This window comes from Streptomyces sp. NPDC046465, from assembly GCF_040646035.1.
Lineage (GTDB): Bacteria > Actinomycetota > Actinomycetes > Streptomycetales > Streptomycetaceae > Streptomyces.
Window position 1 is genome coordinate 1 of the sequence record NZ_JBEYZK010000028.1, and the last position, 23,065, is coordinate 23,065.

The 23,065-nt window shown below is 71.5% G+C and carries 23 protein-coding genes and 1 pseudogene; 11 read left to right on the plus strand and 13 right to left on the minus strand.

The window, feature by feature from the left end; translation table 11 throughout:
• Together ABZ953_RS33145 and ABZ953_RS33150 are read left to right on the plus strand one after the other, a co-directional pair.
• Positions 1-321: biotin/lipoyl-containing protein (locus ABZ953_RS33145; protein WP_361731916.1), on the plus strand; the 321-nt coding region annotated here is incomplete at its 5' end.
• A gap of 40 nt (positions 322-361) precedes the next feature.
• On the plus strand, positions 362-1,168 hold the full coding sequence (locus ABZ953_RS33150) for a putative protein N(5)-glutamine methyltransferase (RefSeq protein WP_361731919.1): 807 nt from the start codon (positions 362-364) through the stop codon (positions 1,166-1,168).
• A 58-nt stretch (positions 1,169-1,226) separates the two neighbouring features.
• On the opposite strand, the gene ABZ953_RS33155 is transcribed toward ABZ953_RS33150, so the two are convergent.
• Positions 1,227-1,865, minus strand: coding sequence for an NAD(P)H-dependent oxidoreductase (locus tag ABZ953_RS33155; protein ID WP_361731922.1), 639 nt, complete (start codon positions 1,863-1,865; stop codon positions 1,227-1,229).
• A gap of 203 nt (positions 1,866-2,068) precedes the next feature.
• On the opposite strand from ABZ953_RS33155, the gene ABZ953_RS33160 reads away from it, so the two are divergent.
• The 3 genes from ABZ953_RS33160 (at position 2,069) to ABZ953_RS33170 (ending at position 4,571) form a co-directional block, all read left to right on the plus strand.
• Positions 2,069-2,917 carry a shikimate dehydrogenase gene (locus tag ABZ953_RS33160; protein WP_361731925.1) on the plus strand — a complete coding sequence of 283 codons (849 nt, stop codon included), beginning with the start codon at positions 2,069-2,071 and terminating at the stop codon, positions 2,915-2,917.
• A 106-nt stretch (positions 2,918-3,023) separates the two neighbouring features.
• Positions 3,024-4,115 carry a helix-turn-helix domain-containing protein gene (locus ABZ953_RS33165; RefSeq protein ID WP_361731928.1) on the plus strand — a complete coding sequence of 364 codons (1,092 nt, stop codon included), beginning with the start codon at positions 3,024-3,026 and terminating at the stop codon, positions 4,113-4,115.
• A gap of 33 nt (positions 4,116-4,148) precedes the next feature.
• Positions 4,149-4,571, plus strand: coding sequence for a peptidase inhibitor family I36 protein (locus ABZ953_RS33170; protein ID WP_361731930.1), 423 nt, complete (start codon positions 4,149-4,151; stop codon positions 4,569-4,571).
• A gap of 237 nt (positions 4,572-4,808) precedes the next feature.
• Here ABZ953_RS33170 and ABZ953_RS33175 read toward each other — a convergent pair whose 3' ends face one another.
• Complete coding sequence (locus ABZ953_RS33175; protein WP_361731933.1) at positions 4,809-5,351, minus strand: cupin domain-containing protein; 543 nt, start codon at positions 5,349-5,351, stop codon at positions 4,809-4,811.
• A gap of 442 nt (positions 5,352-5,793) precedes the next feature.
• Between ABZ953_RS33175 and ABZ953_RS33180 the strand changes: the two genes are divergently transcribed.
• Both ABZ953_RS33180 and ABZ953_RS33185 read left to right on the plus strand, forming a co-directional pair.
• Positions 5,794-6,981 carry a cytochrome P450 gene (locus tag ABZ953_RS33180; RefSeq protein ID WP_361731936.1) on the plus strand — a complete coding sequence of 396 codons (1,188 nt, stop codon included), beginning with the start codon at positions 5,794-5,796 and terminating at the stop codon, positions 6,979-6,981.
• Between the two features lie 165 nt (positions 6,982-7,146).
• Positions 7,147-8,376: a cytochrome P450 gene (locus ABZ953_RS33185; protein WP_361731939.1), complete on the plus strand. Its 1,230-nt coding sequence runs from the start codon at positions 7,147-7,149 to the stop codon at positions 8,374-8,376.
• Between the two features lie 475 nt (positions 8,377-8,851).
• Here ABZ953_RS33185 and ABZ953_RS33190 read toward each other — a convergent pair.
• From ABZ953_RS33190 to ABZ953_RS33200, 3 genes and pseudogenes are all read right to left on the minus strand, one after another.
• A pseudogene (locus tag ABZ953_RS33190) lies at positions 8,852-9,317 on the minus strand (SDR family NAD(P)-dependent oxidoreductase); the annotation flags it as partial.
• 70 nt (positions 9,318-9,387) lie between these two features.
• Positions 9,388-10,389 (minus strand): peptidase dimerization domain-containing protein, encoded by a 1,002-nt coding sequence (locus ABZ953_RS33195; protein ID WP_361731942.1) that lies wholly within the window; start codon positions 10,387-10,389, stop codon positions 9,388-9,390.
• 259 nt (positions 10,390-10,648) lie between these two features.
• Positions 10,649-11,899 carry an MFS transporter gene (locus ABZ953_RS33200; protein ID WP_361731945.1) on the minus strand — a complete coding sequence of 417 codons (1,251 nt, stop codon included), beginning with the start codon at positions 11,897-11,899 and terminating at the stop codon, positions 10,649-10,651.
• 115 nt (positions 11,900-12,014) lie between these two features.
• On the opposite strand from ABZ953_RS33200, the gene ABZ953_RS33205 reads away from it, so the two are divergent.
• Complete coding sequence (locus ABZ953_RS33205) at positions 12,015-12,467, plus strand: helix-turn-helix domain-containing protein (RefSeq protein WP_361731948.1); 453 nt, start codon at positions 12,015-12,017, stop codon at positions 12,465-12,467.
• Between the two features lie 119 nt (positions 12,468-12,586).
• On the plus strand, positions 12,587-12,847 hold the full coding sequence (locus tag ABZ953_RS33210) for a hypothetical protein (RefSeq protein WP_361731951.1): 261 nt from the start codon (positions 12,587-12,589) through the stop codon (positions 12,845-12,847).
• 36 nt (positions 12,848-12,883) lie between these two features.
• On the opposite strand, the gene ABZ953_RS33215 is transcribed toward ABZ953_RS33210, so the two are convergent.
• From ABZ953_RS33215 to ABZ953_RS33235, 5 genes are all read right to left on the minus strand, one after another.
• Positions 12,884-13,933, minus strand: a complete 1,050-nt coding sequence (locus tag ABZ953_RS33215; protein WP_361731954.1) for a prevent-host-death family protein — start codon at positions 13,931-13,933, stop codon at positions 12,884-12,886.
• A complete protein-coding gene (locus ABZ953_RS33220) occupies positions 13,920-14,699 on the minus strand; it encodes a cytochrome c oxidase assembly protein (protein WP_361732181.1) in 780 nt (259 codons plus the stop codon). The genes ABZ953_RS33215 and ABZ953_RS33220 overlap by 14 nt, the downstream gene beginning before the upstream one ends.
• Positions 14,700-14,755: 56 nt before the next feature.
• The gene (locus tag ABZ953_RS33225) at positions 14,756-15,292 is read right to left on the minus strand and encodes a DUF2243 domain-containing protein (RefSeq protein WP_361731957.1); all 537 of its coding nucleotides are present in this window, start codon (positions 15,290-15,292) and stop codon (positions 14,756-14,758) included.
• Between the two features lie 144 nt (positions 15,293-15,436).
• The gene (locus tag ABZ953_RS33230) at positions 15,437-17,119 is read right to left on the minus strand and encodes an FAD-binding oxidoreductase (protein ID WP_361731960.1); all 1,683 of its coding nucleotides are present in this window, start codon (positions 17,117-17,119) and stop codon (positions 15,437-15,439) included.
• A 332-nt stretch (positions 17,120-17,451) separates the two neighbouring features.
• Entirely contained in the window at positions 17,452-18,258 is an 807-nt protein-coding gene (locus tag ABZ953_RS33235; protein ID WP_361731963.1) for a phosphotransferase, read from the minus strand.
• A 66-nt stretch (positions 18,259-18,324) separates the two neighbouring features.
• Between ABZ953_RS33235 and ABZ953_RS33240 the strand changes: the two genes are divergently transcribed.
• On the plus strand, positions 18,325-19,368 hold the full coding sequence (locus ABZ953_RS33240) for a YihY/virulence factor BrkB family protein (RefSeq protein WP_361731966.1): 1,044 nt from the start codon (positions 18,325-18,327) through the stop codon (positions 19,366-19,368).
• 43 nt (positions 19,369-19,411) lie between these two features.
• On the opposite strand, the gene ABZ953_RS33245 is transcribed toward ABZ953_RS33240, so the two are convergent.
• A complete protein-coding gene (locus ABZ953_RS33245; RefSeq protein ID WP_361731969.1) occupies positions 19,412-20,209 on the minus strand; it encodes an SAM-dependent methyltransferase in 798 nt (265 codons plus the stop codon).
• 238 nt (positions 20,210-20,447) lie between these two features.
• Here ABZ953_RS33245 and ABZ953_RS33250 point away from each other — a divergent pair, with 238 nt between their 5' ends.
• Positions 20,448-20,636, plus strand: coding sequence for an antitoxin (locus ABZ953_RS33250; protein ID WP_361731972.1), 189 nt, complete (start codon positions 20,448-20,450; stop codon positions 20,634-20,636).
• A 149-nt stretch (positions 20,637-20,785) separates the two neighbouring features.
• Here ABZ953_RS33250 and ABZ953_RS33255 read toward each other — a convergent pair whose 3' ends face one another.
• Together ABZ953_RS33255 and ABZ953_RS33260 are read right to left on the minus strand one after the other, a co-directional pair.
• The gene (locus ABZ953_RS33255; RefSeq protein ID WP_361731975.1) at positions 20,786-21,940 is read right to left on the minus strand and encodes a hypothetical protein; all 1,155 of its coding nucleotides are present in this window, start codon (positions 21,938-21,940) and stop codon (positions 20,786-20,788) included.
• 134 nt (positions 21,941-22,074) lie between these two features.
• Complete coding sequence (locus ABZ953_RS33260) at positions 22,075-23,058, minus strand: SDR family NAD(P)-dependent oxidoreductase (protein ID WP_361731978.1); 984 nt, start codon at positions 23,056-23,058, stop codon at positions 22,075-22,077.
• Positions 23,059-23,065: the final 7 nt, after the last annotated feature.

The following is a 23,065-nucleotide window of genomic DNA, read 5'->3' on the forward strand; positions in this document are numbered from 1 at the left end:
GCTTCCCTGACCGGCGCGGCGCACGCGGGGGCCGACGCCCTCACCGCGCCCATGCCCGGCACCGTCACCGTCGTCAAGGTCTCCCCCGGCGACACGGTCACCGCAGGCCAGAGCCTGCTCGTCGTCGAAGCCATGAAAATGGAACACGTCCTCACCGCCCCCCACACCGGCACCGTCACCGAACTCGACGTCACCCCCGGCACCACCGTCGCCATGGACCAGATCCTCGCCGTCGTCACCCCCGAGAAGGCAGACACCCCCGAGAAGGCAGAGGGGAAGGGCACCCGGCCCGGACCGGAGCAGGGCGAGTCCTCCGGATAGCGTTGAATTGTTTCATCACACCTGCAGTTGAAAGGCTTTCATGTCGGTTCCTTCGTTGGATCAGCCCGATCAGTCCGATCAGTCCGAATCCGCCATCGTCGCCCGGCTCCGCGCCGCGGGGTGCGTCTTCGCCGAGGAAGAGGCAGAGATGATCATGTCCGCGGCGCGCAATCCCGCCGAGCTCGAGGAGATGGTCGAGCGCCGGGTCGTCGGTCTGCCGCTTGAGCACGTGGTCGGGTACGCGGAGTTCTGCGGGCTTCGCATCGCGGTGGACGCCGAGGTCTTCGTGCCCCGGCGGCGCACCGAGGCGCTCGTTCAGGAGGCTGTCGCGCTCGCCCCGGCGCGGGCGGTCGTCGTGGACCTGTGCTGTGGCTCCGGTGCGCTCGGTGTGGCGCTGGCGGACCGGCTCGACGAGGTCGAGCTGTACGCGTCGGACGTGGATGCCGCCGCCGTCCGCTGCGCCCGGCGCAATGTCACGGCCGCGGGTGGCGAGGTGTTCGAGGGCGACCTCTTCGATCCGCTGCCCGCCGGACTCAAGGGCCGCGTCGACGTCCTGCTGTCCAACGTGCCGTATGTGCCCACGGTGGAGATCGAGTTGCTGCCCGCCGAGGCCCGCGAGTACGAGGCGCGCGTGGCGCTCGACGGCGGTGTGGACGGCCTGGAGGTGCTGCGGCGCGTGGTCGCCGGGGCGGCCGAGTGGCTGGCCCCGGACGGCATCCTGCTGTTCGAGACGAGCGAGCGGCAGGCGGACGAGGCCGTCGCGGCGGTCGCCGCCACGGGGTTGCGGGCGAGGATCGCCACCGACGACGAGCTCGACGCCACCGTGATCATCGCGTCTCTGTCCTGACGCTCTCCCGCACCGGCCGGCCGCGGACGCGTCCCCGGTCGGCCGGTGCGGGCGGGACTCAGAGCTGCCGGGCGAGCCGCTCGGCTTCCTCGTGGGCCTGCGCGAGGGACGCGTCGGCCTTGGGCCGCAGTGCGGCCATGGCCGGGCTGCGGTGGGCCATCGTCAGCTCGGGCACGACGAACTCCAGGTCGAGACCGAGGGATCCGCCGAGCACCGTCGTGAGGTACGGGACCACGTGGTCGTGGCCCTCGTGCGGGGTGCCGGGCCCGTAGCCGCCGCCGCGGCTGGTGACGGCGACGGCGCGGCGGCCGCGGGTGGGAACCTGGTCGGGGACGGCGAAGAGCACGCGCCCGTTCACGAAGACCTGGTCGATCCAGGCCTTGAAGACGGAGGGCACCGACCTGTTGTACATCGGCACGGTGAACAGGTAGGCGTCCGCCCCGAGGAACTCCTCGATGAGGGTGTTCTGGAGCGCTATGGCGGCCGCCTGGCCGTCCGTGCGGTCGTCGGGGCCGGTGATGCGCCCGATGACACCGTCCGCGGTCAGGTGCGGCAAGGGGGCCGCGGCGAGGTCGCGGTGCACGACAGAGGCGTCGGGGTGCTCCTTCTGCCAGGCGGTGAGGAAGGTGGCCGCGACATCCCGGGAGACCGAGCGGTCGGGGACGGCGGAGGAGTCGATGTGGAGCAGGTAGGTCATTTTCGCTTTTCGTTCGTGGGGCCTTGGGGGGAATCCGCTCCATGATCGCCCCGGAGAAGGGGGTGCGGCCACCCTCCCGGGGTGCTCAGGCATCCCCCATGTTGACGGTTCTGACTTCTGGCGCCTCGCGCACTCCCGGCTCGGATCTCCGTGCCCGGCTCCGCGCGGAGCGCCGCTCCAACCTCAGGGAAAGCAGGTAACCCATGGACAGCAGCGTTTCTCGCTCCCTTCCGATTTCGGGGCGAACCCGGCTCTACGCCGTTCTCGGCGACCCCGTCGCGCAGGTGCGGGCGCCGTCCCTTCTCAACCCGCTCTTCGCGGAGCTCGGCCTGGACGCTGTGCTGTTCCCCGTACACGCCCGCCCGGATTCCTTCGCCGAGGTCTTCCAGGGTCTGCGCAGGACGGAGAACCTCGACGGGATACTCGTCACCATTCCGCACAAGGCGGCGGCCCTGCGCCTGGCCGACCAGGTGAGCCCTGCCGCGGCCGCCTCGGGCGCCGTCAACGCGCTGCGCCGCGAACCCGACGGGCGCTGGACCGGCGAGAACTTCGACGGTGTCGGCTTCGTCAGCGGCCTGACCGCCGCCGGGCACCTCCCCGAGGGCAAGCAGGTCAGCGTGGTCGGCGCGGGCGGGGCCGGCAGTGCCATCGCCGCGGCCCTGCTGTCGGCGGGCGCGGCACGGGTGTCCCTCTGCGATCCGGACACCGCGAAGCTGCGGACCCTGCTCACGCGCCTCGGCTCGTACTGGCCGGGCCGCGCGCTCGGTACCGGCACACCCGCGTCCGCCGACGCGGACCTCGTGGTCAACGCGACCCCGCTCGGGATGCGCGCGGACGATCCGCTGCCGTTCTCTCTTGCTGACCTGCGGCCGGAGTGCGTGGTCGCCGATGTGATCATGAAGCCGAGGGAGACCGCACTGCTGCGCGCCGCCGCCGCTCTGGGCCGCCCGGTGGTGCCCGGGGCACCCATGCTCGACCACCAACTCGGCCTCTACCGCGTCTTCTTCGGCTTGGACGAGGCCACCGCCGATACGGACTCGCCCGGAGCGTGAGACCCCGCTTGTGACGCAACCGCATCCGCCCTGAAAGGTGGAAAAGCGACGCCACCTGACCGGTCGTCGGCTTTCCGGTCGGGTGGCCGGACGCGAGCATCGTTGAATGTCCATCATCAATGAGGCGGCGTGGCAGGCCGACGGCGCGGACGGCCCTGTCGTGTCCGCGAACACCGACGGAGTTCCGGCGGCGGAGCGGTTCGGCTGGTGGACCGAGATGGTCGGCGACGAGGTCATGCCCGTGACGATCCGCAGCCCGCACGCGGCCCGCTTCCGAGGCAGCGTCGAGGCCGTGGGGATGCCGCACAGCCAGGTGGCGGCCTTCAGCTTCTCCCCGATGACGGCCAGCCGTTCGCCCGTGCAGATCCGGCGCCACGATCCGGAGGAGTACTACCTGGTCCTGGTGCACGGGAGCCCCATCCGGCTGGAGCAGGCCCGTGGCGTGGCCTGTCTCGGAGCCGGGGACATGGCTCTGTTCTCCACCTCCGCTCCGCTCGTCTGCGACTTCCTCGACCGGGGCCGGCAGACCCGCCTGACGCTGCTGCGGCTGCCGCGGACGGCGTTGCCGCTGGCCGGCGGCCGTGCGGACCCGCTCCTTGCCGAACCGCTGTCCACCCGGCCCGAGTCGGGGCCTGCGGCACTGCTCGGCTCATACCTGGGCGGGCTGCCGACGGCCGCCCGCGCCTGCGGCCCTGCGGAGTTGACCCGACTGGGCGTGATCGGGATCGATCTGGCCGCGACCGTCCTTGCGGGTCGGCTCGGGGCCCAGGACACGCTGCCCACCGAGACCCGCAAGACCGCGCTGCGGGCCCGGATCAGGGCTTTCATCGAACTCAACCTGGGCGATCCGGAGTTGACGCCTTCGGCCATCGCCGCCCACCACCACGTCTCCGTGCGCGGCCTCCACCTGCTGTTCCGGCGCGAGCCGGAGACCGTGGGCGCCATGATCCGGCGGCTGCGCCTGGAGCGCTGCCACGCGGACCTGGCCGATCCGGCCCTTGGCCACCGCACCCTCGCCACGACGGCCACCCGCTGGGGCTTTCGCCACCCCGCAGACTTCGGCCGCGCCTTCCGCAAGGCGTACGGAATCCCGCCGAGCGAGGTGCGGGCGGGAGCCCGGGTACGGGCGCGTGCGCTGGATGCCCAGGAAGCGTGCGCTCGTTGCCGACGATCGGCGGGCCGCCCCGGGAGACAGTGAACGCACAGCGTTCCAGCGACTCCTGGAGGGGACATGCGCAAGAGAATCGCGGCGGCCGTCGCGGCCACGGCGGCCGTCTTCGCGCTCGCCGCACCGACAGCGGCGAGCGCCGAGGAGACCAGCGTCACCAAGATGCCGGGCGTGGAGGGTCTTTACTGGCTCAGCGGCGGCGACTACGGCGCCCGGGCCTGGACGGAGTGCGGCAGCGGCTCGTGCTTCTTCCAGAACTCCGGCGGCGGCGGCTGGCTGTGGGTGGTGCCCAGCTGCGGCCACCACAAGGTGCCTTCCTGGTTCGAGGACCGGGCGAGCTCGGCCTGGAACCGGACGCCCACCCGTATCCACATCTACAAGCACAGTGACTACAGCGGGTACTTGGGCACGGTTCCCGCCTGGTTCAAGGGCGGCCTCGCCTCCGCGCACAACGACGTGATGAGTGCCGTCTTCGCGGACTGCTGAGCGCGTGACGCGCCGGTACGCATGACCCACTCGGCGGGTGTGAGGGAGGGAGGGGAGCGAGAGGAGGGGAGCGAGAGGAGGGGAGGGAGGGGGCAGTGGGCGGGCAGACCGCCTGCTGCCCCTTTCCGGCGGGACATGGTGAGGTCGCTGGCCCCCGCCTCGGCAAGAGGCGGGGGCCGGCGACCGGCGGCCTGCGCCCCGGAGGGCCCGGCCCACATCACGGGGATGCCGGGATGCTCAGCCTGCGGTCGGGACCGCCGTACGGACGGGCGGCTCGAACCGCATGGGCGTGATCTGCTTGACGTCGTAACGGCTCCGCATGCGCTTCACCGCTTCGGGGTCCACCGTGTCGCCCGCCGACCAGATCTCCGCGATCTCTTCGAAGTAGTGCTCGTGCTCGGGTGACGGGTTGCTCTGGAACAGCATCCGCACCGGCTGGTCCGTGGCGTTCCTGAAGGCGTGCGGGGTGTTGGGCGGCACGAACATGCTGCTGCCCGCAGGAGCCCGTACGACTCTGTCACCGTCGATGGACTCCCAGTCCAGCCAGTCATCCGTACGTTCGGTGGGCTCGAAGGCCAGCAGCTCCAACTCGCCTTCCAGGATGTAGAAGAACTCCTCCGACTGCTCGTGGAAGTGGCCTCCCGTGTCGAACCCGGGCGGCACGACCACCTCGAAGATGGACGCCGACGAGCCCTGTGCTCCCGTGGCCTTGAACGTCACTTCCTGGGCCTTGGTGACCAGCTTGTGCCCCTCCCCCGGCAGGCGAATGAGGTCACTCATGTGATCGACTCCTTGCGTAGACGGTATAGACGGTAGCGAGCACTGCCAACCTAGGACCCTTACCTCAAGCGGGACTCGGGCCGCCTCCCCGCCCGTACGTAGTCCATCCGTTGTCCGGCGCTCTACAGAGCCCGGCCGAAGGGGAGTCAGCCGGTGCCGGAGGGCGGGCGGACGGCGGGGGCCGTGGGTCGTTGACCGTGGGGCGGCGACTTGTGCAGCTCATGGGCTCGGGGCCGTATCGACGGTGTGGTTCGCGCGGTGGGCGTTCGTCGGCCGGGGCGCGGCGGGGGCGGTGCGGGGCGTGACAGACCGGCTTCGTCGGAGCAGGCTGGCCGTCCGGCAGCGGGGGAACGGATACGTCGGCCGGACGGCCGGATGCGGTGACGCGGTGGTGCGGTCTGGCCGCGCGCGGTCTTCCCCCTGCGAGGTGGAGGGGGACTTCATGGAGTCGTCGACCGGCGCGGCGGCGGAGCGGCCTGCCCCGGGGCGCCGCGGTGCGGCCTCCTTGCGCCGGGACCCGCTGGCCCTTCTGGGTGCGGAATTCGACGGAACGCGGGACATGTGGCGCTCCGCGTCAGGACGGCTGTGTGTGGTCGGCCCCGAGGCCGCCCGTGCGGTGCTGGGGAACCGGCGGGGCATGTTCGTCGAGACCTCGGACTTCTTCCACACCCGTACCGGGGTCTTCGGGCCGCGTGCCGCGCAGATCGACATCGGCCGTGCGGCACGCGCCCTGCTGCGCCGTCGGCTCGACGCGGGCCGGGCCGAACTGCCCGGCCTCGTCAGGGACCGGCTGGTGCCGGTGAGCGACTGGCCGGACGCGGGCAACCTGTTGGTCCGCGCGCACGTGGCGGACGTACTCCTCGGCCCGGACGCGTCGGTGCCTCTGCGGCAGGTGGTCGACGGCGTTGTGGACCGTGCGGTGCTTGCGGGCGCGCGCGACCGCCATGCGGCGGCCTCCCGGCTCGTGTTCCGCCGGAAGGTCATGCGCGTCCTGGCCGCGGAGATCCGGGCGCGCCGGGCGGCCGGTGCGGACGAGCCACGTGACCTGCTTGACGTGGTCGTCTCCGGGGGCGGCCCCGCGGCGCGGCCGGGCGATCTCGCCGAGGTCTATCTGTCGTTGCTGTTCGCCACGGTCGGCTCGGTCGGCTTCGCGCTGGGCTGGGCGGTCCACCTGGTCGGTACGCACCCGGGCACCGAGGCGGCGGAGCCGGAGTGGATCGTCCGGGAGGCGCTGCGGCTGTGGCCGGTGGCCTGGCTGTTCACCCGTAAGCCGAGCGGCGCGCACGACCTGGCCGGAGTCGCGGTCGGCCCGCGCGACGACGTGGACGTGTGCTCGTACTTGATGCACCGGCACCCGCTGCACTGGGACCGTCCCGACGAGTTCGTGCCGCGACGGTGGGCGGCGCCCCCGCACGATCCGGCGTTCATTCCCTTCGGGTACGGGCCACACAGCTGCGCGGGAGCAACGGTGACGATGGCGCTGCTGACGGACCTGGTCCACATCATCACCCGGGAGTGGCGCCTCACGGTCACAGCCGCGGGGAGCGGTCCCCATCTGGGCCCCGCGCTGGCTCCGCCGCGCTTCACCGCGCGGCTGAGCGACCGCACCGATTCACCCGGGGGGAGGTGAACAGCATGAGGAAGCTCTACCGCTCTGCCAAGTCGGCCCTCAACATCCGGTCCGGCTACGGCGGGATCCACCACTTCTGGTACCTCTACCACCACATCTGATCCGGCCGGGTGCGGGAAGTCGCCTGCGACGGGCGGCTTCCCGTGCGGCGCGAGAGGCGACGCCATGACCACTCCGCACCATCCCACCGACTTCCTCCAGGACCTGCGGACGCGCAGCGCGGCCGAGGGCGGCGTCTTCTGGATCAACGACGACCTGCTTGCCGTCTTCGAGCCGGACGCGGCGCGCAGGGTCAGCGCCGCGAACTGGCAGGGCCTCCTCATGAGCGACCGCTTCGTCGACATCGTCCGGCGGCGCGGCAGCACCCAGGTGCCGTGGTCCCGCGTACGCGCCGAGTGGCGCACCCAGTTGCATTCGCTCGCCACCGCCGAGCACCACACCGGCCTGATCACGCGGATGGAACGGATCATCGACGCGCGGCTCGGCGACGACGTCGATCTGGTCCTGCTCGCGCAGGACGTCGCCGTACGGGCGCTGCTGCCCATCGCGCTTTCGGGGCTCACCGCGGGCGAGACCGCGTCGGTCGTCCAGGATCTCGACCAGCAGCTGATGCGGCTGATCGACCGCTCTCCGGGGAGCGGGCCAGGGTGGCACCGACTCCGGTTCGCCGCCGTGCAGTTCCGGACGGGGCTCGTCGTACGGCGGGTGCTGCGCGAACGGGCCGCCGGGCTCCGCGCGCGGGAGCGCGACCTCGCGGATCCGTTCGTCGACCTGCTGCCGGAACTCGGCATGGACCGTGCGGTCGACGTGGTCACCGCGGTGCTCACGGCGATCGGCGGGCCGCCCGGTGCGGCGGCCGCGAGCGTCCTGTACGAGCTGGCCCGCAGGCCGGAGTGGGCCCGACGGCTGACCGTCGAACTCGCGGGGGCCGATCCCGACGAATTCCGCGCCGCTCCGGTGAAGGCGGCGCCGGTCACCCACCGCTTCGTCAAGGAAGTGCTGCGCATGTGGAGCCCGCCGCTGCTGCTCATGCGGCGCGCGCGGACCTCGTTCGACCTCGGCGGCACCACGCTGGAGGAGGGGCGCGGCTATGTCCTCAGCCCGCACATGATCCATCGCGATCACCGGTTCTGGTACGCGGCGGACGTCTTCGACCCGGACCGGTTCCTGCCCGGAGCCCCGCACGGACCGCTCGGCAGGGGCTGTTACGTGCCCTTCGGCTGGGCGCCCAAGAAGTGCATCGGCGCCGACATCGGCACCGTCCAACTGATCGCGCTGTGCCATCTGATGTGCACGCGCTACCGCCTCGTGGTGCCCGCCGCCGAGCACGTCACCATGGCGTACCGCTTCGCTCCCGTACCGCAGAAGTTCCACGGCGAGCTCACCCTCCGCTGATGGCACACCGCCCCCGCCCGCGGGGGTCTTCTCACCCGCACGGTCCGCTCTCGCGCGCCGGGGCCGCGGCGTGGCAGAGCCGGGAACGCTGCTCCTCATCATGGCGGCCACCGTCCTGGCACCGCTGCTCGCCCATGGCATGGCTGGTCCAAGTCGAAGGGGGCGGCTCCCTCCACGACGGGTCGGGGACATCCGGCCGACCGGGCCGCGGTCAGTGTGGCGTGCACCCGTTGCGGCAGCGGTTGCGGGCCGTGGGCACCGCCCTGTGCACTCCGCGGGCCAGCAGTGTGCCGCGCGGAGAGGCGAAGAAGAGGTCCGCGCCGGGCCGGAAGGCGTGCAGCGGCGAAGCGGGGCGCGGGGCGGGCCGTCCGATGCCGACGGGGGTGCGGGTCGAGGGCGCGATGCAGCCCAGCGGAACGGGGAACCGGTAGCGCCCCAGGTCCCCTCGGGCGGCGTGTTCCCGCGCGTCCGGGGCCGTCCACAACTGCCGTTGCATGGCGGTGTCGGTGGCGCCGGGCGAGACCACGTTGCAGCGGACGCCGTGGGCGGCGAGTTCCAGGCCGACGCAGCGGGTGAAGTGGACGGCCGCCGCCTTGGACGCGGCGTAGGCGGCCATCCCGGTACGTGGCACGCGGGCCGCGTCGGATCCCACCGTGACGATGCAGCCGCCACCCCGGCGGACCATGATCCGTCCCGCCGCGCGGCAGAGGTGGAAGACACCCATGGCATTGACGGCGAACGTGTGCGCCCAGTCCTCGTCGGTGGCCCCGAGACCGGTCGACGGACGCAGCACCCCTGCCACGTTGACGAGGATGTCCAGTCTGCCGCCGTGGTCCCGGGCGATGTCGTCCACCGCGGCGTCGACCGCGGCGCTGTCCGTGACGTCGAGGACGCGGCCCCGCCGCGCCGATCCCGGCGGCAGCGCCGCTGACCAGCGCCACCCGGCCCGCGAGCTCTGCGGTCAACGCGGCTTCCGGCGGTCGGCGCGGGGGCCGCCCGTCGCCTCACGCGTCAGGAGAGCGAGGTGTCCGTGTCCAGCAGGTCGGTGACGAACTTGCGGACGACGCCGCGGGTGACGGGAGCGACGCCGTGCAGAAGCTGTGCGCCGTAGGCCACCGCGGTGCCCGCGGGCGCGTCGGTCGTCCAGCGGGTCTGGGGCATGTCCTGTGCCCAGTTCGGCGCGGCGTGGACGGCCGGGGACGGGCTCAGCTCGTGCGGCATGCTCCTGGTCTGCCGGGTGCCGGGTTCAAAGCCGTCGGCCTCGCCCAGTTCGGCGCCGCTCCACAGCGCCGGGCTCGACGTGGTGGCCACGTAGAACTCTCCGCCCGCCTGGGCGGCCCGGACCACGATGCCGATGCGGCCGATGCGCCGCGGGCGTGCCGAGGGGTCGGGGATGCCGTCGACGTGCACCGGGATGCAGTCCCCTTCGGCCACCTCGGCGTACGCCCACCGCCCCGTGCCCGCGACGTTCGGCATGACATCGCGCAGCGACGGCAGCGCCCGCACGAAAGCCTGTTGGAGCATCGCCTCGGCGGCGTCGGGGGCGTGTTCGTAGCGCGATCCCGTCTCGCCGGGCGGGCGCACCGCGTCGTTTTCGACGATCTTGTTGAGCTGGGAGATCTCCTCGTCGGTGAGGAACTCCTCGACCGAGTGCAGGACAAAGGTCTCGCTGACGTGAATCACGGAGCCTCCTGTGTCAGGGACGGAGTCCGACCAGCATTGCCCGCACGGGCGGCAGCCGCGTGCGGGGCGCTGCCCGCGGCCAGGACGTTCTCGTCGAAGACGACGCGATTGGACGACGCGGTTGGAATGGCAGTCGGGGACCGGCCCCGGCGGCGGTGAGGCCGGGTCGTTGGTGATGCCGTCGCGAACTGCCTGCCGGGTGGCGGGAGTCAGGGTGCGGAAGGTGCCGTGGATCTCGGCGGTCGCCGGGATGATGTTGGTCGCGGTGCCCGCGTCGACACGGGTCACGGTCACGACGGCCGGATCGAAGAGGTTCACCGTGCGGGTCACCACCGTCCGCAGGGCCTGCCCGGGACCTGCCTTCGCCGCCTCCGACCTGCTGCACGTGACCGCGCAGGTGGACCGTTCCCGACTCCATCCGCGTCATGACGTGCGGGGCGAAGGCCGTTTCCACCGGGCCGCCGGCGGCGCCGCCGTGCCCCTCTTCGCCGGGCTGGAACATGAACACCACGCGGCCCGTGAGGAGTTCGCGTCGACCGGCGAGCAACCGGGCGGCGCCGACCAGCATGGCGGTGAGCGGCGGCAGCGGTCACCGACTCCCTTCGCCCTCGCCGCCCACGCCCGACGTGCACGCCCACAGCACGAGTCCGACGCAACTGAACGCGGCACCCAGCGCGCACACGGCGCCCCAGCCGGCCACCGTGTAGAGGGAGGTCGCGGCGATGGCGCCGACGGCGCTGCCGATCGAGTAAAAGATCATGTATCCGCCGATCAGGCGGCTGCCCGCGGCCGGGTGCAGCGCGTGGATCAGGGTCTGGTTGGTGACGTGGACCGCCTGCACGGCGAGGTCGAGCAGGACCACGCCGACGCACAGGGCCCAGAGCGAGCTGCGGGTGAAGGCCAGGGGCAGCCACGAGGCGGCGAGCAGGGCGAGAGCGATGCCGGTGGTCCGTCGGGAGAGTCCGCGGTCGTTGAGGCGGCCCGCCACCGTCGCGGCCAGGGCGCCGGCGACGCCGATCAGCCCCAGCGCGCCGATCGCGCTGTGCGAGAAGGAGTACGGGGCCTCGCTGAGCGGCAGCGCGACGCTGCTCCACAGCGTGCTGAAGGCGGCGAAGACCAGCAGCCCGAACAGGGCCCGGAGCCGCAGCAGTCGCTCCCGCGCGAACAGGGTGAGCGTGGACCGAAGGAGCTGTCCGTAGCGCGGTGCCGTCGCCGGAGGGGCGGCACTGCGGCGCGGCAGGACTCGGTACAGGACCAGGGCGAGCAGCGCGGTGAGCGACGCCGAGGCGACGTAGACGGAGCGCCAGCCCGCGAGGTCGGCCAGGAGGCCGGACGCGGTGCGGGCGAGCAGGATGCCGATGACCACGCCGCTGGTGACCAGGCCGAGGACCCGGCCGCGCTCGGCGGGCGGGGCCAGGGACGCCGCGAAGGCGACCAACGTCTGCGTGACGACGGCGAGAAGCCCGGTCGCCGCCATGCCCGCGAGCAGGGCCGCCGCCGTGGGAGCGGCGGCCACCACACTCAACGCGGTGACGAGGAGCAGCAGTTGGGCCACGATGAGCCGCCTGCGGTCGGCCACGTCGCCCAGCGGCACGAGGAAGAAGAGCCCGAGCCCGTATCCGACGTGCGTGAGGGTGACCACGCTGCCGACGAGTGCCGGGCTCATGGCGAGGTCGTGGCCCATGGTCACGAGGAGCGGCTGGGACAGATAGACGTTGGCCACGGCGGCCCCGGCGGCGACGGCGAACAGGGCGACGACGCCGCGGGACAGGACGAACGCGGCCTCCGTCCCGCTGCGGCCCTCGGTCGTTCGTGTCACGGTCTCGCAGTTGCCGGGCATGACTTCGGCTCCCCTCCGCATCATGGTTTCATCTTGCTACCACTTGTGACGGTAACTTTCTTGGTAGCATGTTGCAACCAATGCGGGACGTGCGAAGCGAGGAGTGAGGGACGGCATGGTCACCAGGACGCGCTTCGACGACAGTGAATGCCCGGTCGCCCGGTCGGTGGACGCGATCGGCGACTGGTGGTCCCTGCTGATCGTGCGGGACGCCTTCGACGGGAGCCGGCGCTTCGGGGAGTTCCAGCGCAGCCTCGGCGTGGCGAAGAACATCCTCACCGCGCGCCTCCGCTCCCTCGTCGCAGGCGGCATCCTCGAATCCGTCCCCGCCTCGGACGGCAGCGCCTATCGCGAGTACGTACTGACGCCGAAGGGCACGGCGCTCTTCCCCGTCATCGTGGCGCTGCGGCAGTGGGGCGAACAGAACTTCTTCGCCCCCGGCGAACCCCACTCGGAGCTGGTCGACCGCCACGAGGGACAGCACCTGCGCGCGCTGGAGGTGCTGTCCGCGGACGGGCGCCGCCTCAACCCCGGCGACACGACCGTGCACAAGGTCTCCGACCGCTGAGCCGACCGCTGATACGGGTGCCCACCCGCCGGATGGGTGTCGAGCAGATGCGGTCGGACGGATCGCCCGGGTGAATGGAGTCAGGGAACAACCCCTTCCGACCCGTTCAAAGGAAGCTCATGCGCACCCGTACCGCACTCGTCACAGTGATGCTCGTAGCCTCGGCCGTACTCGGCGGCGCGGGCACCGCGGCCGCCGAGCCCCAGGCACCCCCCACCACCCTGATGACCGACGTGGCCCCGCCCCCGCCCCCCGGCGACAGCCCCGCCGCCCCCGCCAAGAACAACAGCCAGGACCTCCTCGGCGGACTCCTGAACGGCCTCGTGGGCGGCCTTCTGGGCGGGCTCCTCGGCGGCCTCTCGGGCGGCGGCGGGGCCTGACACCCCTCCCCCTCGGCGGGCCGCAGCGAGCAAGCGTCAGCGAGCGGGCCGGGCGCAGCGCACCTGACCTGAGGTGATCTCGTCCCGGGGCAGGGACAGGCCGAAGGCACGCTCCAGGCCCGCGAAGAACAGCGGGATGCCGCCCGTCCACTCGTTCGCCTCTTCCGCGCGGCGGATGTGCGGGTTGAGGAAGGACAGCGGGGCGTCCGGGACGAACGGCGGCTCGCCCGGGGTGTACCAGATGAGTTCGTACATGTCCCTTTGCGTCTCGGCCTCGCCGTCCTCGAGCGGGTACGGGTTCTGGTACACCCCGTCCTCGCTGTAGCTGAAGTCGTAGATGGCCTTGGCCATGGTCGCGGTCAGCGTGATCTGCTGCGCGGGAGGCGTGTCGAGTGAGCGGGAGAAGGCGTGGTCGAAGTCGTGGTAGCCGAGCCACGTCCACCCGGCCTCTTCCCCGAACACCAGCACACGGTTGAGGTCGTCCGTGCCGTCGCGCGCGTCCCGCTCCTCGACCTGACGCAGCGTGAGCCCGTCGGCGAGGTCCTGCGGGTCGGCCCCGTAGGCGAGGACGATGTCCTCGGTGGGCGGGCCCTTGATGAATTCGAGCACCGTGAAGGGATCCTGCCCTCTCCAGCTGTCGGCGATCCACGCGATGCCGTCGCCGACCGGGCGCTGGCGGGCGAGGAACTCCTCGAAGGCGGCCGCCTGTTTCGGGTCCATGTAGCCCTGACGGCCCCGCGCCGCACGGTCGTCCAGCCAGTCGAGCTCGGCCACCGACCGCAGCTCGGCCACAACGGCGCGGTCCCGCACGAACGTCATCCGCACGCCGTCCGCATGCATGTACCGGACGTACGGGCCTTGCCGCTCGGGGCCGAACGAAGACTTGCGCACGGGTCTCGGCCGGTGTCTCGCGCCGCCGTCGGCCCGCTGCCCGAAGTGTTCGATCTCGGCCAGTTCGGCCGCCGGGAGGAGTACCGCCGTCGGCACGCCGTCGTCGATGACGCCCAGCCGCTCGCCGGTCTCCTCGACGCGGCCGACCAGGGGCCCGAAGTCCGCTATGAAAGCGCTCAGTTCAACGTTGTCCATACGCGCGGACACTACCGGCGGCCACTGACAGAGAGCGCGGCCTGCGCGCGGGGCGCCAGGTGGCCACCAGGGCGGCGGCCAGGAGGAGTTCGGCGATGTCACCGCCGTAGTACATGATCTCCGCACCGCCCCGCACCTCCTCGACGGGTGCGTGGATGTCGGTCAGGAAGCCGCCGTACATCAGCTGGGAGATCACGGCGTGCGCGGCGATGGCGACGCCGAGACAGACCAGGCGGACCGGCACCCCGGGCCGTGCGGGCGCCGGGTCGGGCCCCGCGATGACGTGGGCGAACAGGCAGCCGGACAGCAGGAAGTGGGCGTGCAGCAGCCAGTGTCCTGCCGGGTGACCCATGGTCGCGTTGTACAGCGGGGTGAAGTAGAGCAGGCCGAGAGTGCCCGTGGACAGCAGCAGCGCGACGGCGGGACGGGAGAGCATCCGGGCGGTCCTGCTGTGCAGGGCCGTGGTGAGGCGTCGGCCACGGGCGGGCGGCAGCGTACGCAGGAGCAGTGTGACGGGTGCGCCGAGGACGAGTGCGAGCGGCGCGTACATGCCGATGAGCATGTGCTGGGCCATGTGACCGCGGAAGTCGTCGTGGGCGAACGGCGCGAGGGGCGGCAGCAGTGCCACGGCCAGCAGGACGAGCCCGGTCAGGAAACCGGCGGTCCGCCACCGGGACCAGCCCTGGACGGGGTTGCGGCGGCGGGCCCGGTGGGCGAGCAAGAGGTAGGCGACCGCGACGAGCAGCAGCGGGAGGGCGGGCCACATCGTCTCCAGCGGGTTGCCGGAGGTGGCGCGGCCGTCCATGGGCGTGTCGTGGTGCATCACCAGCTCCGGTCCTCGGGGTCGAACCCCCTGCCGCCGCGCTGGAACAGGTGGCCGCCGATGAGGAGAAGGACGCCGAGGACGAGGAATCCGGCGTCCCACCACGCCTGGTGAGGGCCCCCGTGGACGTGGTGGATGCCGAGGATCTGGTGGTCGAGGAGTCCTTCGACGAGGTTGAACAGGCCCCAGCCTGCCAGGATCCACCCCCACAGCACCCGCGAGGCCCACACGCGGCGCCGGTTGTGGGTGACGCGGGAGTACAGGAGGGCCAGGCCCAGGAGGACGGCGAGCCAGCAGACGGTGTGGAAGATGCCGTCCCACACGGTGTTCATCTCCAGGCCGGAGACGGTGTGGGGGCTGTAGTACTTGACGCCGATGCGGTCGTGGTCGGTGCTGGTGAGCATGTGGTGCCACTGCAGGAGCTGGTGCAGGAGAATGCCGTCGACGAAGCCGCCGAGCCCCACCCCGAGGATGATGCCCGGCAGCCGGATGGTCGCGGGCGCTGTGCCCGCGCGGTCCTCGCCCGTGGTGGCCATGCCTGTCTCCGTCCGCGGCGTGCTGCGGGCCCGTGGGCCCCGGACAGCACGTGTTCCCCGGCGGATCCCGAAGTTCACCCGGCCGTCGGGTATCGGCCCGCAATGGCCGTGGAGCGCCATGTCCGTGCGGCCACCGCGTGCGGGCTATGGCAGGCGGACGGACTGCGCGTGCCGGAAGACGTCCTTCGGGTCCCAGGCCGCCTTCGCCTTCTGGAGCCGGGCGTAGTTCTCCTTGTAGTACAGGCTGTTCCACGCCGTCGACGAGGTGTTCCAGGCGGCCTCGCCCAGGTCCTTGTCGGGGTAGTTGACGTAGCAGCCGTCGTTGGCCTCGTTCGGTACGGGGACGCCACCGGTCTCCGCGTACACGTCCTGGTAGAACTCCCGGATCCACTTCAGGTGCCGGGCCTCGTCGGCCGGGTCGGTCCAGTAGGTCTGGTACTGGAGCTTGAGCACCGAGTCGCGCTGCGGCACCGCGGTGTCGCCGGGCTTGACGGCGTTGATGCGGCCGCCGTACGAGTCGACCTGGACCAGGGCGTCGGGGTTGCTGTAGTCGGTCCGGGACAGGTGCTTGTACATCGCCTTGATCTGCGTGGCGGAGAAGCCCTTGCGGGCGTAGGCCGACTTGTACTTGCCGTACAGCGTGGGGTTGCCGCCGCTGAGGTAGTCGGTCGCGATGTACCAGGGGAGCTTGCGCGGGGCGGCGAACTGCGGCATGGCCGCGTGCTCGCCCGACCGCTCGGTCATCGCCCGCAGGGTGACGCCCACCCCGGCGGTGACGGCGGCCAGGTAGTCGTCGAGGAGCCCCTGGGCGCCGGGCACGGTGGCGTCCATCTGCGTCAGCAGGACGATCGAGCCGTTGGAGCTGTGGTTCAGCTTGAGCAGACCGAACAGCGAGTTGTACTTGGAGTCCGGCGCGCTGTTCTTCTCGTGCCAGGCACCCCAGTTCTGGAGCAGCCGGGTGAACGACGCCTCGGTCATGTCCTTCCAGGGGAAGGCGGTGGCGTGCACGAAGACCTCGGACGGCGGCTTGGGCAGCAGCTTGGCCGGGTCGGTGCTGGTCGCGCCCGGCGAGCGCAGCCAGTAGCGGGTGATCAGGCCGAAGTTGCCGCCTCCGCCGCCGGTGTGCGCCCACCACAGGTCTCTGAGCGCGGCGTCGTCGGACTCGCGGGTGGCGACGACCGCCTTGGCGGTGCCGTTCTTGTCGACCGTGACGACCTCGACTCCGTAGAGGTGGTCGACGGTCAGGCCCTGGAGGCGGGACAGCAGTCCGTAGCCGCCGCCCGATATGTGGCCGCCGACGCCGACCGAGGCGCAGGACCCGGCGGGCAGCGTGACGCCGTACAGCTTGTAGAGCGTCTCGTAGACGTGGAGGTTGGAGGCGCCGCCCTCGACGGCGAAGGCGTTGCGTCCGCTGTCGTAGTAGACCTGCGTCATCCCGGACATGTCGATGACGACCTGGACGTCCTTGTTGAAGACGAAGTCCTCGTAGCAGTGGCCGCCGCTGCGCACGGTGAGCCGCTTGCCCGCGGAGACGGCTTCCTGCACGGCCCGTACGGCCTGCGAGGTGGTCGTGACCAGGCGGACGTAGTCAGGGGTGGCGACCCAGCGCTGGTTGATGCCGCGCACCAGGTCGGGGAAGCGGGGGTCGCCCGGGGCGACGGTGATGTAGTCGGGCGTGCCGACGGCGGTCTGCGTGCCGGTGGCCGCGGCGGTCGCGGCGGCGGCGCCGGGGCGGGCAGCGGCCTCGGCGGTCGTGGGCAGCGCGGTGGTGAGGGCCGCTCCGCCGGCGACAGCGGCGGCTCCGGAGAGCAGGGATCTTCGCCCCAAGGGTCTGTCCTGCTTCGGCGCCTCCGCGTTTTTGGCGCTGCTCGCCCTGTCTGACTTGTTCACCTTGCTTGCCTTACTTGCCTTGTTTGTCTCACGCATGGCCACACTCCCCCAACGGGTCTGTGCACAAAGGAAGTTGAAGATGCATCGAACGATGATCGATCACGACAGTAGCCCAGCGAGACAGGGGGGACGCAATAGCTCCAATGAGGAAACTGTCCGAACTGCCGGTCAAATAATGGTTGATTGCAACATGTGCAACTATGCATGCCCTAAATGAGGGCCGGGGCGGCAATTCATACGAGAATTCATACGAGCGATAGCCGGACGGCTCACCCGTCGCGTTCGCCGGTCCAGAAGGAGGCGGGCAGCGCGTCGGCCTCGCGGGCGGCCTGTTCCAGCTCGGCGGCGACCGGCTCCAGCGCCGTGTAGACCGGGTCGCCGCCGGCGGCCATGCGCCGGATGACGTCCGCGTTGGTCCGGGCCCGCGCGGCCACCACGGCGGCGAACGCCGGGCGGTCGCCTTCGTATCCGTAGGCGTCGAGCAGCAGACGCAGCCGCCGGGAGCGGTCGTCGAAGGCGGTGAACCCGGTTTGCTCGGCGAACCCGCGCGCGTGCAGAGGGACCCAGGTCAGGGCCATGAAGGCCAGGTCGAACTCGCGCGTGGAGGGGCCTGCCGTGTCCCAGTCGAAGAAGCCCGCAAGACGTCCGTCGCGCCGGACCGCGTTCCACGGCGCGGCGTCATGGTGGCCGATGACCAGGCCGGGCCGCCACGCCTGCCCGGCGAGCCAGCGCGCGTCCGGTGGCGGCACGAAGGACCGGGTCGCGTCGTGCAGCTTCCTGGCCCACCGGCCGACGTCCTCAAGGACGGAATCCGAGTACACCCAGCCGGGCCAGGGCAGTTCCTCGCCCACCGTCTCGCCGTCGAGGTGGGTCAGTACCTCGCGGCCTCGCTCGTCCATGCCCAGAACCCGCGGCGCGCCCTCGAAGCCGAGCGCCTCCAGGTGCCTCAGCACCGCGTGCACAGCGGGCGTCCACGGCTGGACGGTCCGGTGGACCGCGCCACCGCGGCGCACCGCTCCCACCGTCCTGCCGCCGGGCAACCTCTTCTCGTCGTTCCCGTCCGTCGCGTCGTCCATGGCACTGTTCTAGCGTGCCCCGCCCGCGGCAGGGATGGACGGCGCCCATCCGGATACTCGTGGGGGATGGTATGGACACCGAAACGGCACGGAACACCCGGCGAGCACGGCCGGGTCGACGACGGGCTCGACGACGGGCTCGACGAGCAGGTGGAGCGGCAGGCGCCGGACTCTCCGGCCGAGTTGCTCAAACACTCCTGGTGGGCGGTGCTCAAGGGCACCGCAAAAGAGTTCAAGGACGATGAGCTGTCCGACCGGGCCGCGACGCTGACCTATTACGGCATCCTGTCGCTGTTCCCGGCACTCCTCGCGCTGGTCTCGCTGCTCGGGATCATCGGGCGGTCGGCGAGCCGGGAAGTGCTCGACAGCATCCAGGACCTCGCGCCGGGCGCCGTGCGGGACATCCTCAGCAGTGCTGTGAAGCAACTGCAGGGCAATGCCGGGACCGGGTCGGTCATGGCGATCGTGGGTCTGCTGCTCGCGGTGTGGTCGGCGTCGGGCTACGTCGCGGCCTTCATCCGGAGCGCGAACGCCGTCTACGACATGCCGGAAGGGCGGCCGGTGTGGAAGGTGCTGCCGCTCCGGCTCGGCGTGACCGTGGTGCTGATGGTCCTCGCGGTGGTCAGTGCGCTGATCGTCGTGTTCACCGGCGGCCTCGCCAAGGAGGCGGGGAACCTGCTCGGGTTCGGTGACACGGCCCTGACGGTGTGGTCGATCGCGAAGTGGCCGGTGCTTCTGATCCTCGTCACGGCCATGATCGCGCTCCTGTACTGGGCGACGCCGAACGCGAAGGTCCGCGGGTTCCGCTGGATCACGCCGGGGAGTTTCCTGGCGCTGGCGATCTGGATGGTCTCCTCCGCCGGGTTCGCGCTGTACGTGGCCAACTTCGCCTCGTACAACAAGACGTACGGCACGTTCGCGGGCGTGATCGTCTTCCTCGTGTGGCTGTGGATCACGAACCTCGCGATCCTGCTCGGGCTCGAGTTCGACGCGGAACTGGCCCGTCAGCGTGCCGTCGCCGGTGGCCTCCCGGCCGATCAGGAGCCGTATGTGCAGCCTCGCGACACCCGCGCGTGGGACGAGGAGGACCGCCGTCGCCTCGACCCCTGAGTGGTTGGGCCACCGGGCACGACGCCGTGGCCCAACCGGACGTTCAACGGGACGTGCGCGCCACGCCCCCGTAGAAGCCGATCTCCCGGGAACGTTCCGGAGGTGGTGCGTCCGGGCGCCAGAACGGGACTTGGGCCAGGCCTGGCTCGACGAGCTCGAAGCCGTCGAAGAGCCGCTCGACCTCGGGGCGGGTCCGCAGGTTCAGCGTGGCGGTGGCCTTCTTGTAGACGGCCTGGGCCTCGCTGCGGTCGGCGAAGTCGCCCGTGGCGTGCGAGAGCACCAGGAAGCTGCCGGGCGGCAGCGCGTCGCGCAGCGTGGCGACGACCTGGTCGGGCCGTTCCGCGTCGGTGAGGAAGTGCAGGACGGCGACGAGGAGCAGGGCGACCGGCTCGTCGAAGTCGATGATCCGCCGCACGTCGGGGTGGTCCACGACGGCGCGCGGGTCGCGCAGGTCGCCGAGCACGATGCTGGTCGCGCCGGAGCGGCTGAGCAGCGCGTCGGCGTGCGACTTCACGATCGGGTCGTTGTCGACGTACGCGACGCGCACGTCCGGGGCCGCTTCTTGCGCGGTCTCGTGCACGTTCGGCGAGGTGGGAAGGCCGGTGCCGATGTCGAGGATCTGACGCACGCCACGGCCGACCACGTAGCGGACGGCGCGCTGCAGGAACGCGCGGTTGGCCCGCACGCCGATCCGCACCTCGGGCGCCGCGGCGGCGAGGGCGTCGGCGGCCTCCTGGTCCACCTCGTAATGGTCCTTGCCGCCGAGCAGATAGTCATAGATCCGCGCAGGGTGGGGCCTGCTGGTGTCTATCGCCTCGGCGGGAAAACCGTCCTGTCGCACGCTGCGCTCCTCTCGAAAACCGCCGCGGCCCCGTGTCCGCCGACGGCAGTCGACAGCTTCCCATACCAACTGCACTTCTCCTGCCTGCAGTTACACGCGTCGAGGGGGCACGGGCCAGGACCCTGCATTCGCTCATACGTTCTATTTGCGTGCCGTCGACCCGCCAGCGGATGCGAACCGCGCCTCGCACTGCAAGCCTGGACCGTGGGGGCGAAGACGCAGAGAGGCAGGCAACCGCATGTCAGTCATGGACAAGCTCAAGCAGATGCTCAAGGGCCACGAGGATCAGGCAGGCAAGGGCGTCGACAAGGCAGGCGACTTCGTCGACGACAAGACCCAGGGCAAGTACAGCGGCCAGGTCGACACCGCCCAGGACAAGCTGAGGGACCAGTTCGGCAGGGACCAGGGCCAGCCGCCGCAGTCCTAAGACCTGGGACGTGTCCGTGAGGTCACGGGCGTCGTGAGCCCGCCCTGACGTCGCCGCCCCGCGCCTGGACTCTTCAGGCGCGGGGCGGCGACGTCCCAGACACAGGCACAGGCGCAGGCGCAGGCGCAGGGACACAGCGGCCGGTACGGCTACTTGCCGTGGGGATCCCGGAAGCGCCCGAACGGCTTCGTGAGGCTGCTCAGGATGGAGCCGTCCGCCTTGGACCCCGTCGGCTTGAGCGGCCCGGCCTGCCCGTCGCCCCCGCCCGCCTCGGCCAGCGCGGCCTGCGCCGCCTCGGCCGCCTCCCGGTAAAGGTCGCAGGAGTTCGTCATCGCCTCCAGCGCCTCGGCGTATTTGGTGACCATGCCCTGCGCGTGCGCGAGTTCCTCGTCCGGTGTGAGCAGGTGCCAGCCCTGGCGCAGCCGCGCGAGGGCCTGCTCGGCCTCGGGCCACAGCGGCCGCGGCAGCGCCGCGAACTCCTTGATCCTGTCGAGGAATTCGGTCGGTTCCGAACCGTCGAGGAAGACGCTGCGCACCGTGAAGCGATCCGCGTCGTACTGCGGGTCCTTCGGACCGGCGGGCAGGACGACGCCACCGCCGCGCGGCATCCGCACACTCAGCTCGCGCTTCATCGCGAAGTCGACGATCTGCGCCTGCTCCGGCGTGCCCCGGTGCTCGACCACCTGGTGGCGCAGGCTCGGCGGCAGATGGACCGAGACCGGCCGCTGGCCCTTCGCGTCCGGCGTCATGGCCTCGTGCACGACGACATGGATGTACCAGCTCTGCCGGGTGCAGTCCCGCAGCCGGTGGCGCAGCTCGTCGTCGTCCTTCGGCAGGTGGTTGGCCGACCGCAGGAGCACGCCCGGCACCATGTCGTGGTCCCAGGCGATGCGGTCGATGTCCGGCCAGAACATGGTGGCGGGCGAGGGCCAGTGCGCGTCCCACGTCCGCTCCGCCTCGGCGGCGATGATCCAGTCGACTCCCCCGCCTTCCTTGCGGCGCGCGTCGGGGTCGTACGTGATCAGCTGTGCGCGCACGGTGACGTCGTCGGCCACGCGCCAGCGGGCCTCGAAGAGACGGCGGGCCGACGGACCGGGGTCCGCGGACTCGTCCCGCGGGTACAGGACGGTGGAGCGGGCCGCCTCGACGGGATCGAGGTCCAGGAAGTCGTCGAGCACCCCGGCCGCCTTGAGGGCGATGAGGTTACGCCGGACGTCCTGCTCGGGTTCCGCTCCGAGATGGCGACCGCGCGCGAGCCACGCGGTGTCGGGGACAGTGGCCGATGGGGTGCTGTTCTTGGTCATGGAGTCGTTCTGTGAGTGATCAGGGCCCGACCAGTATGGCCCGTGCTCCTGTCAATGGAAGTGGTATGGCTTCATTGACTTCCCCACGTTCGTCTCCACAAACGGTTCGCCGACCGTCGGCGCACGGTGTCCGGTCACTTCCGGCGCGCGTTGTAGGCGTCGGCCGCCTTGTCGTTCAGGGCGCTGCCCCACGCCTGGAACGTGCCGCCCAGGGCGGAGTCGGGCGGGTCGATGTCCGCGCCGCGCCGCATGGCCCTGCGGCCCCCCGGCGCCCCGGGCAGCAGCCGCGCCATGACGCCGTTGAGGCGGGTCGTCGTCGCGGGTGCCAGGCCGTGGGCCAGGTCCGCGGCGCGGGCCGCGGGCGTCAGGACCAGCCGGGTGCGGCGCCGGACCACGGCCTTGACGATGCGCTCGGCGGCCCGCTGGGCGTTCATCGACACCACGGGCGCGCCGGCCAGCGCGGAGAACCAGCCGAACTCGCCGCTCCGGTCGCCGCCGAACCGCGCGTGCAGATGCGATCCGGTCCGCATCAGGCCGGGGTAGACCGCGGTGACGCTCACCCCGCTGGGCCCCGCTTCCGCGTTCAGCCCCTCGGCCAGGATGCCGGTCGCGGCTTTCGCGCTCGCGTACGGTAGCAGATGCGGGACTCCAAGGAGCCCGCCCACCGACGAGATCAGCCCCAGGCGCCCGCCCCACTCGCTCTCCCTGAGGTACGGGAGCGCCTCGAGGGAGGTGTGCACGGCCCCCATGAACAGGGTCTCCATGGCGTCCCTGAACTCGGTCGCGCCGATGGACTCCACCGGGGCGACCTGGATGATCCCCGCGTTGGCGATGACGAGGTCGGGGCCGCCGCAGGCGTCGTGGGCCGCCCGGAACATGCGGTGCACGGACTCCTGGTCCCGGACGTCGCACACGGCCGTGTGGATCGTGGCGCCGGGGTTGCGGTGGCGCAACTTCTGCTGGGCCGCGGCGAGTTCGTCGGCGTCGCGGGCGGCGATGACCACCGCGGCGCCCCGTGCGGCGAGCCGGTCGGCCATGAGGAGACCGAGCCCCCGCGACCCGCCGGTGACGAGCGCTGCCGCTCCTGACAATGACTCCGTGGAGTGCGGCACGAGCATCCTGACG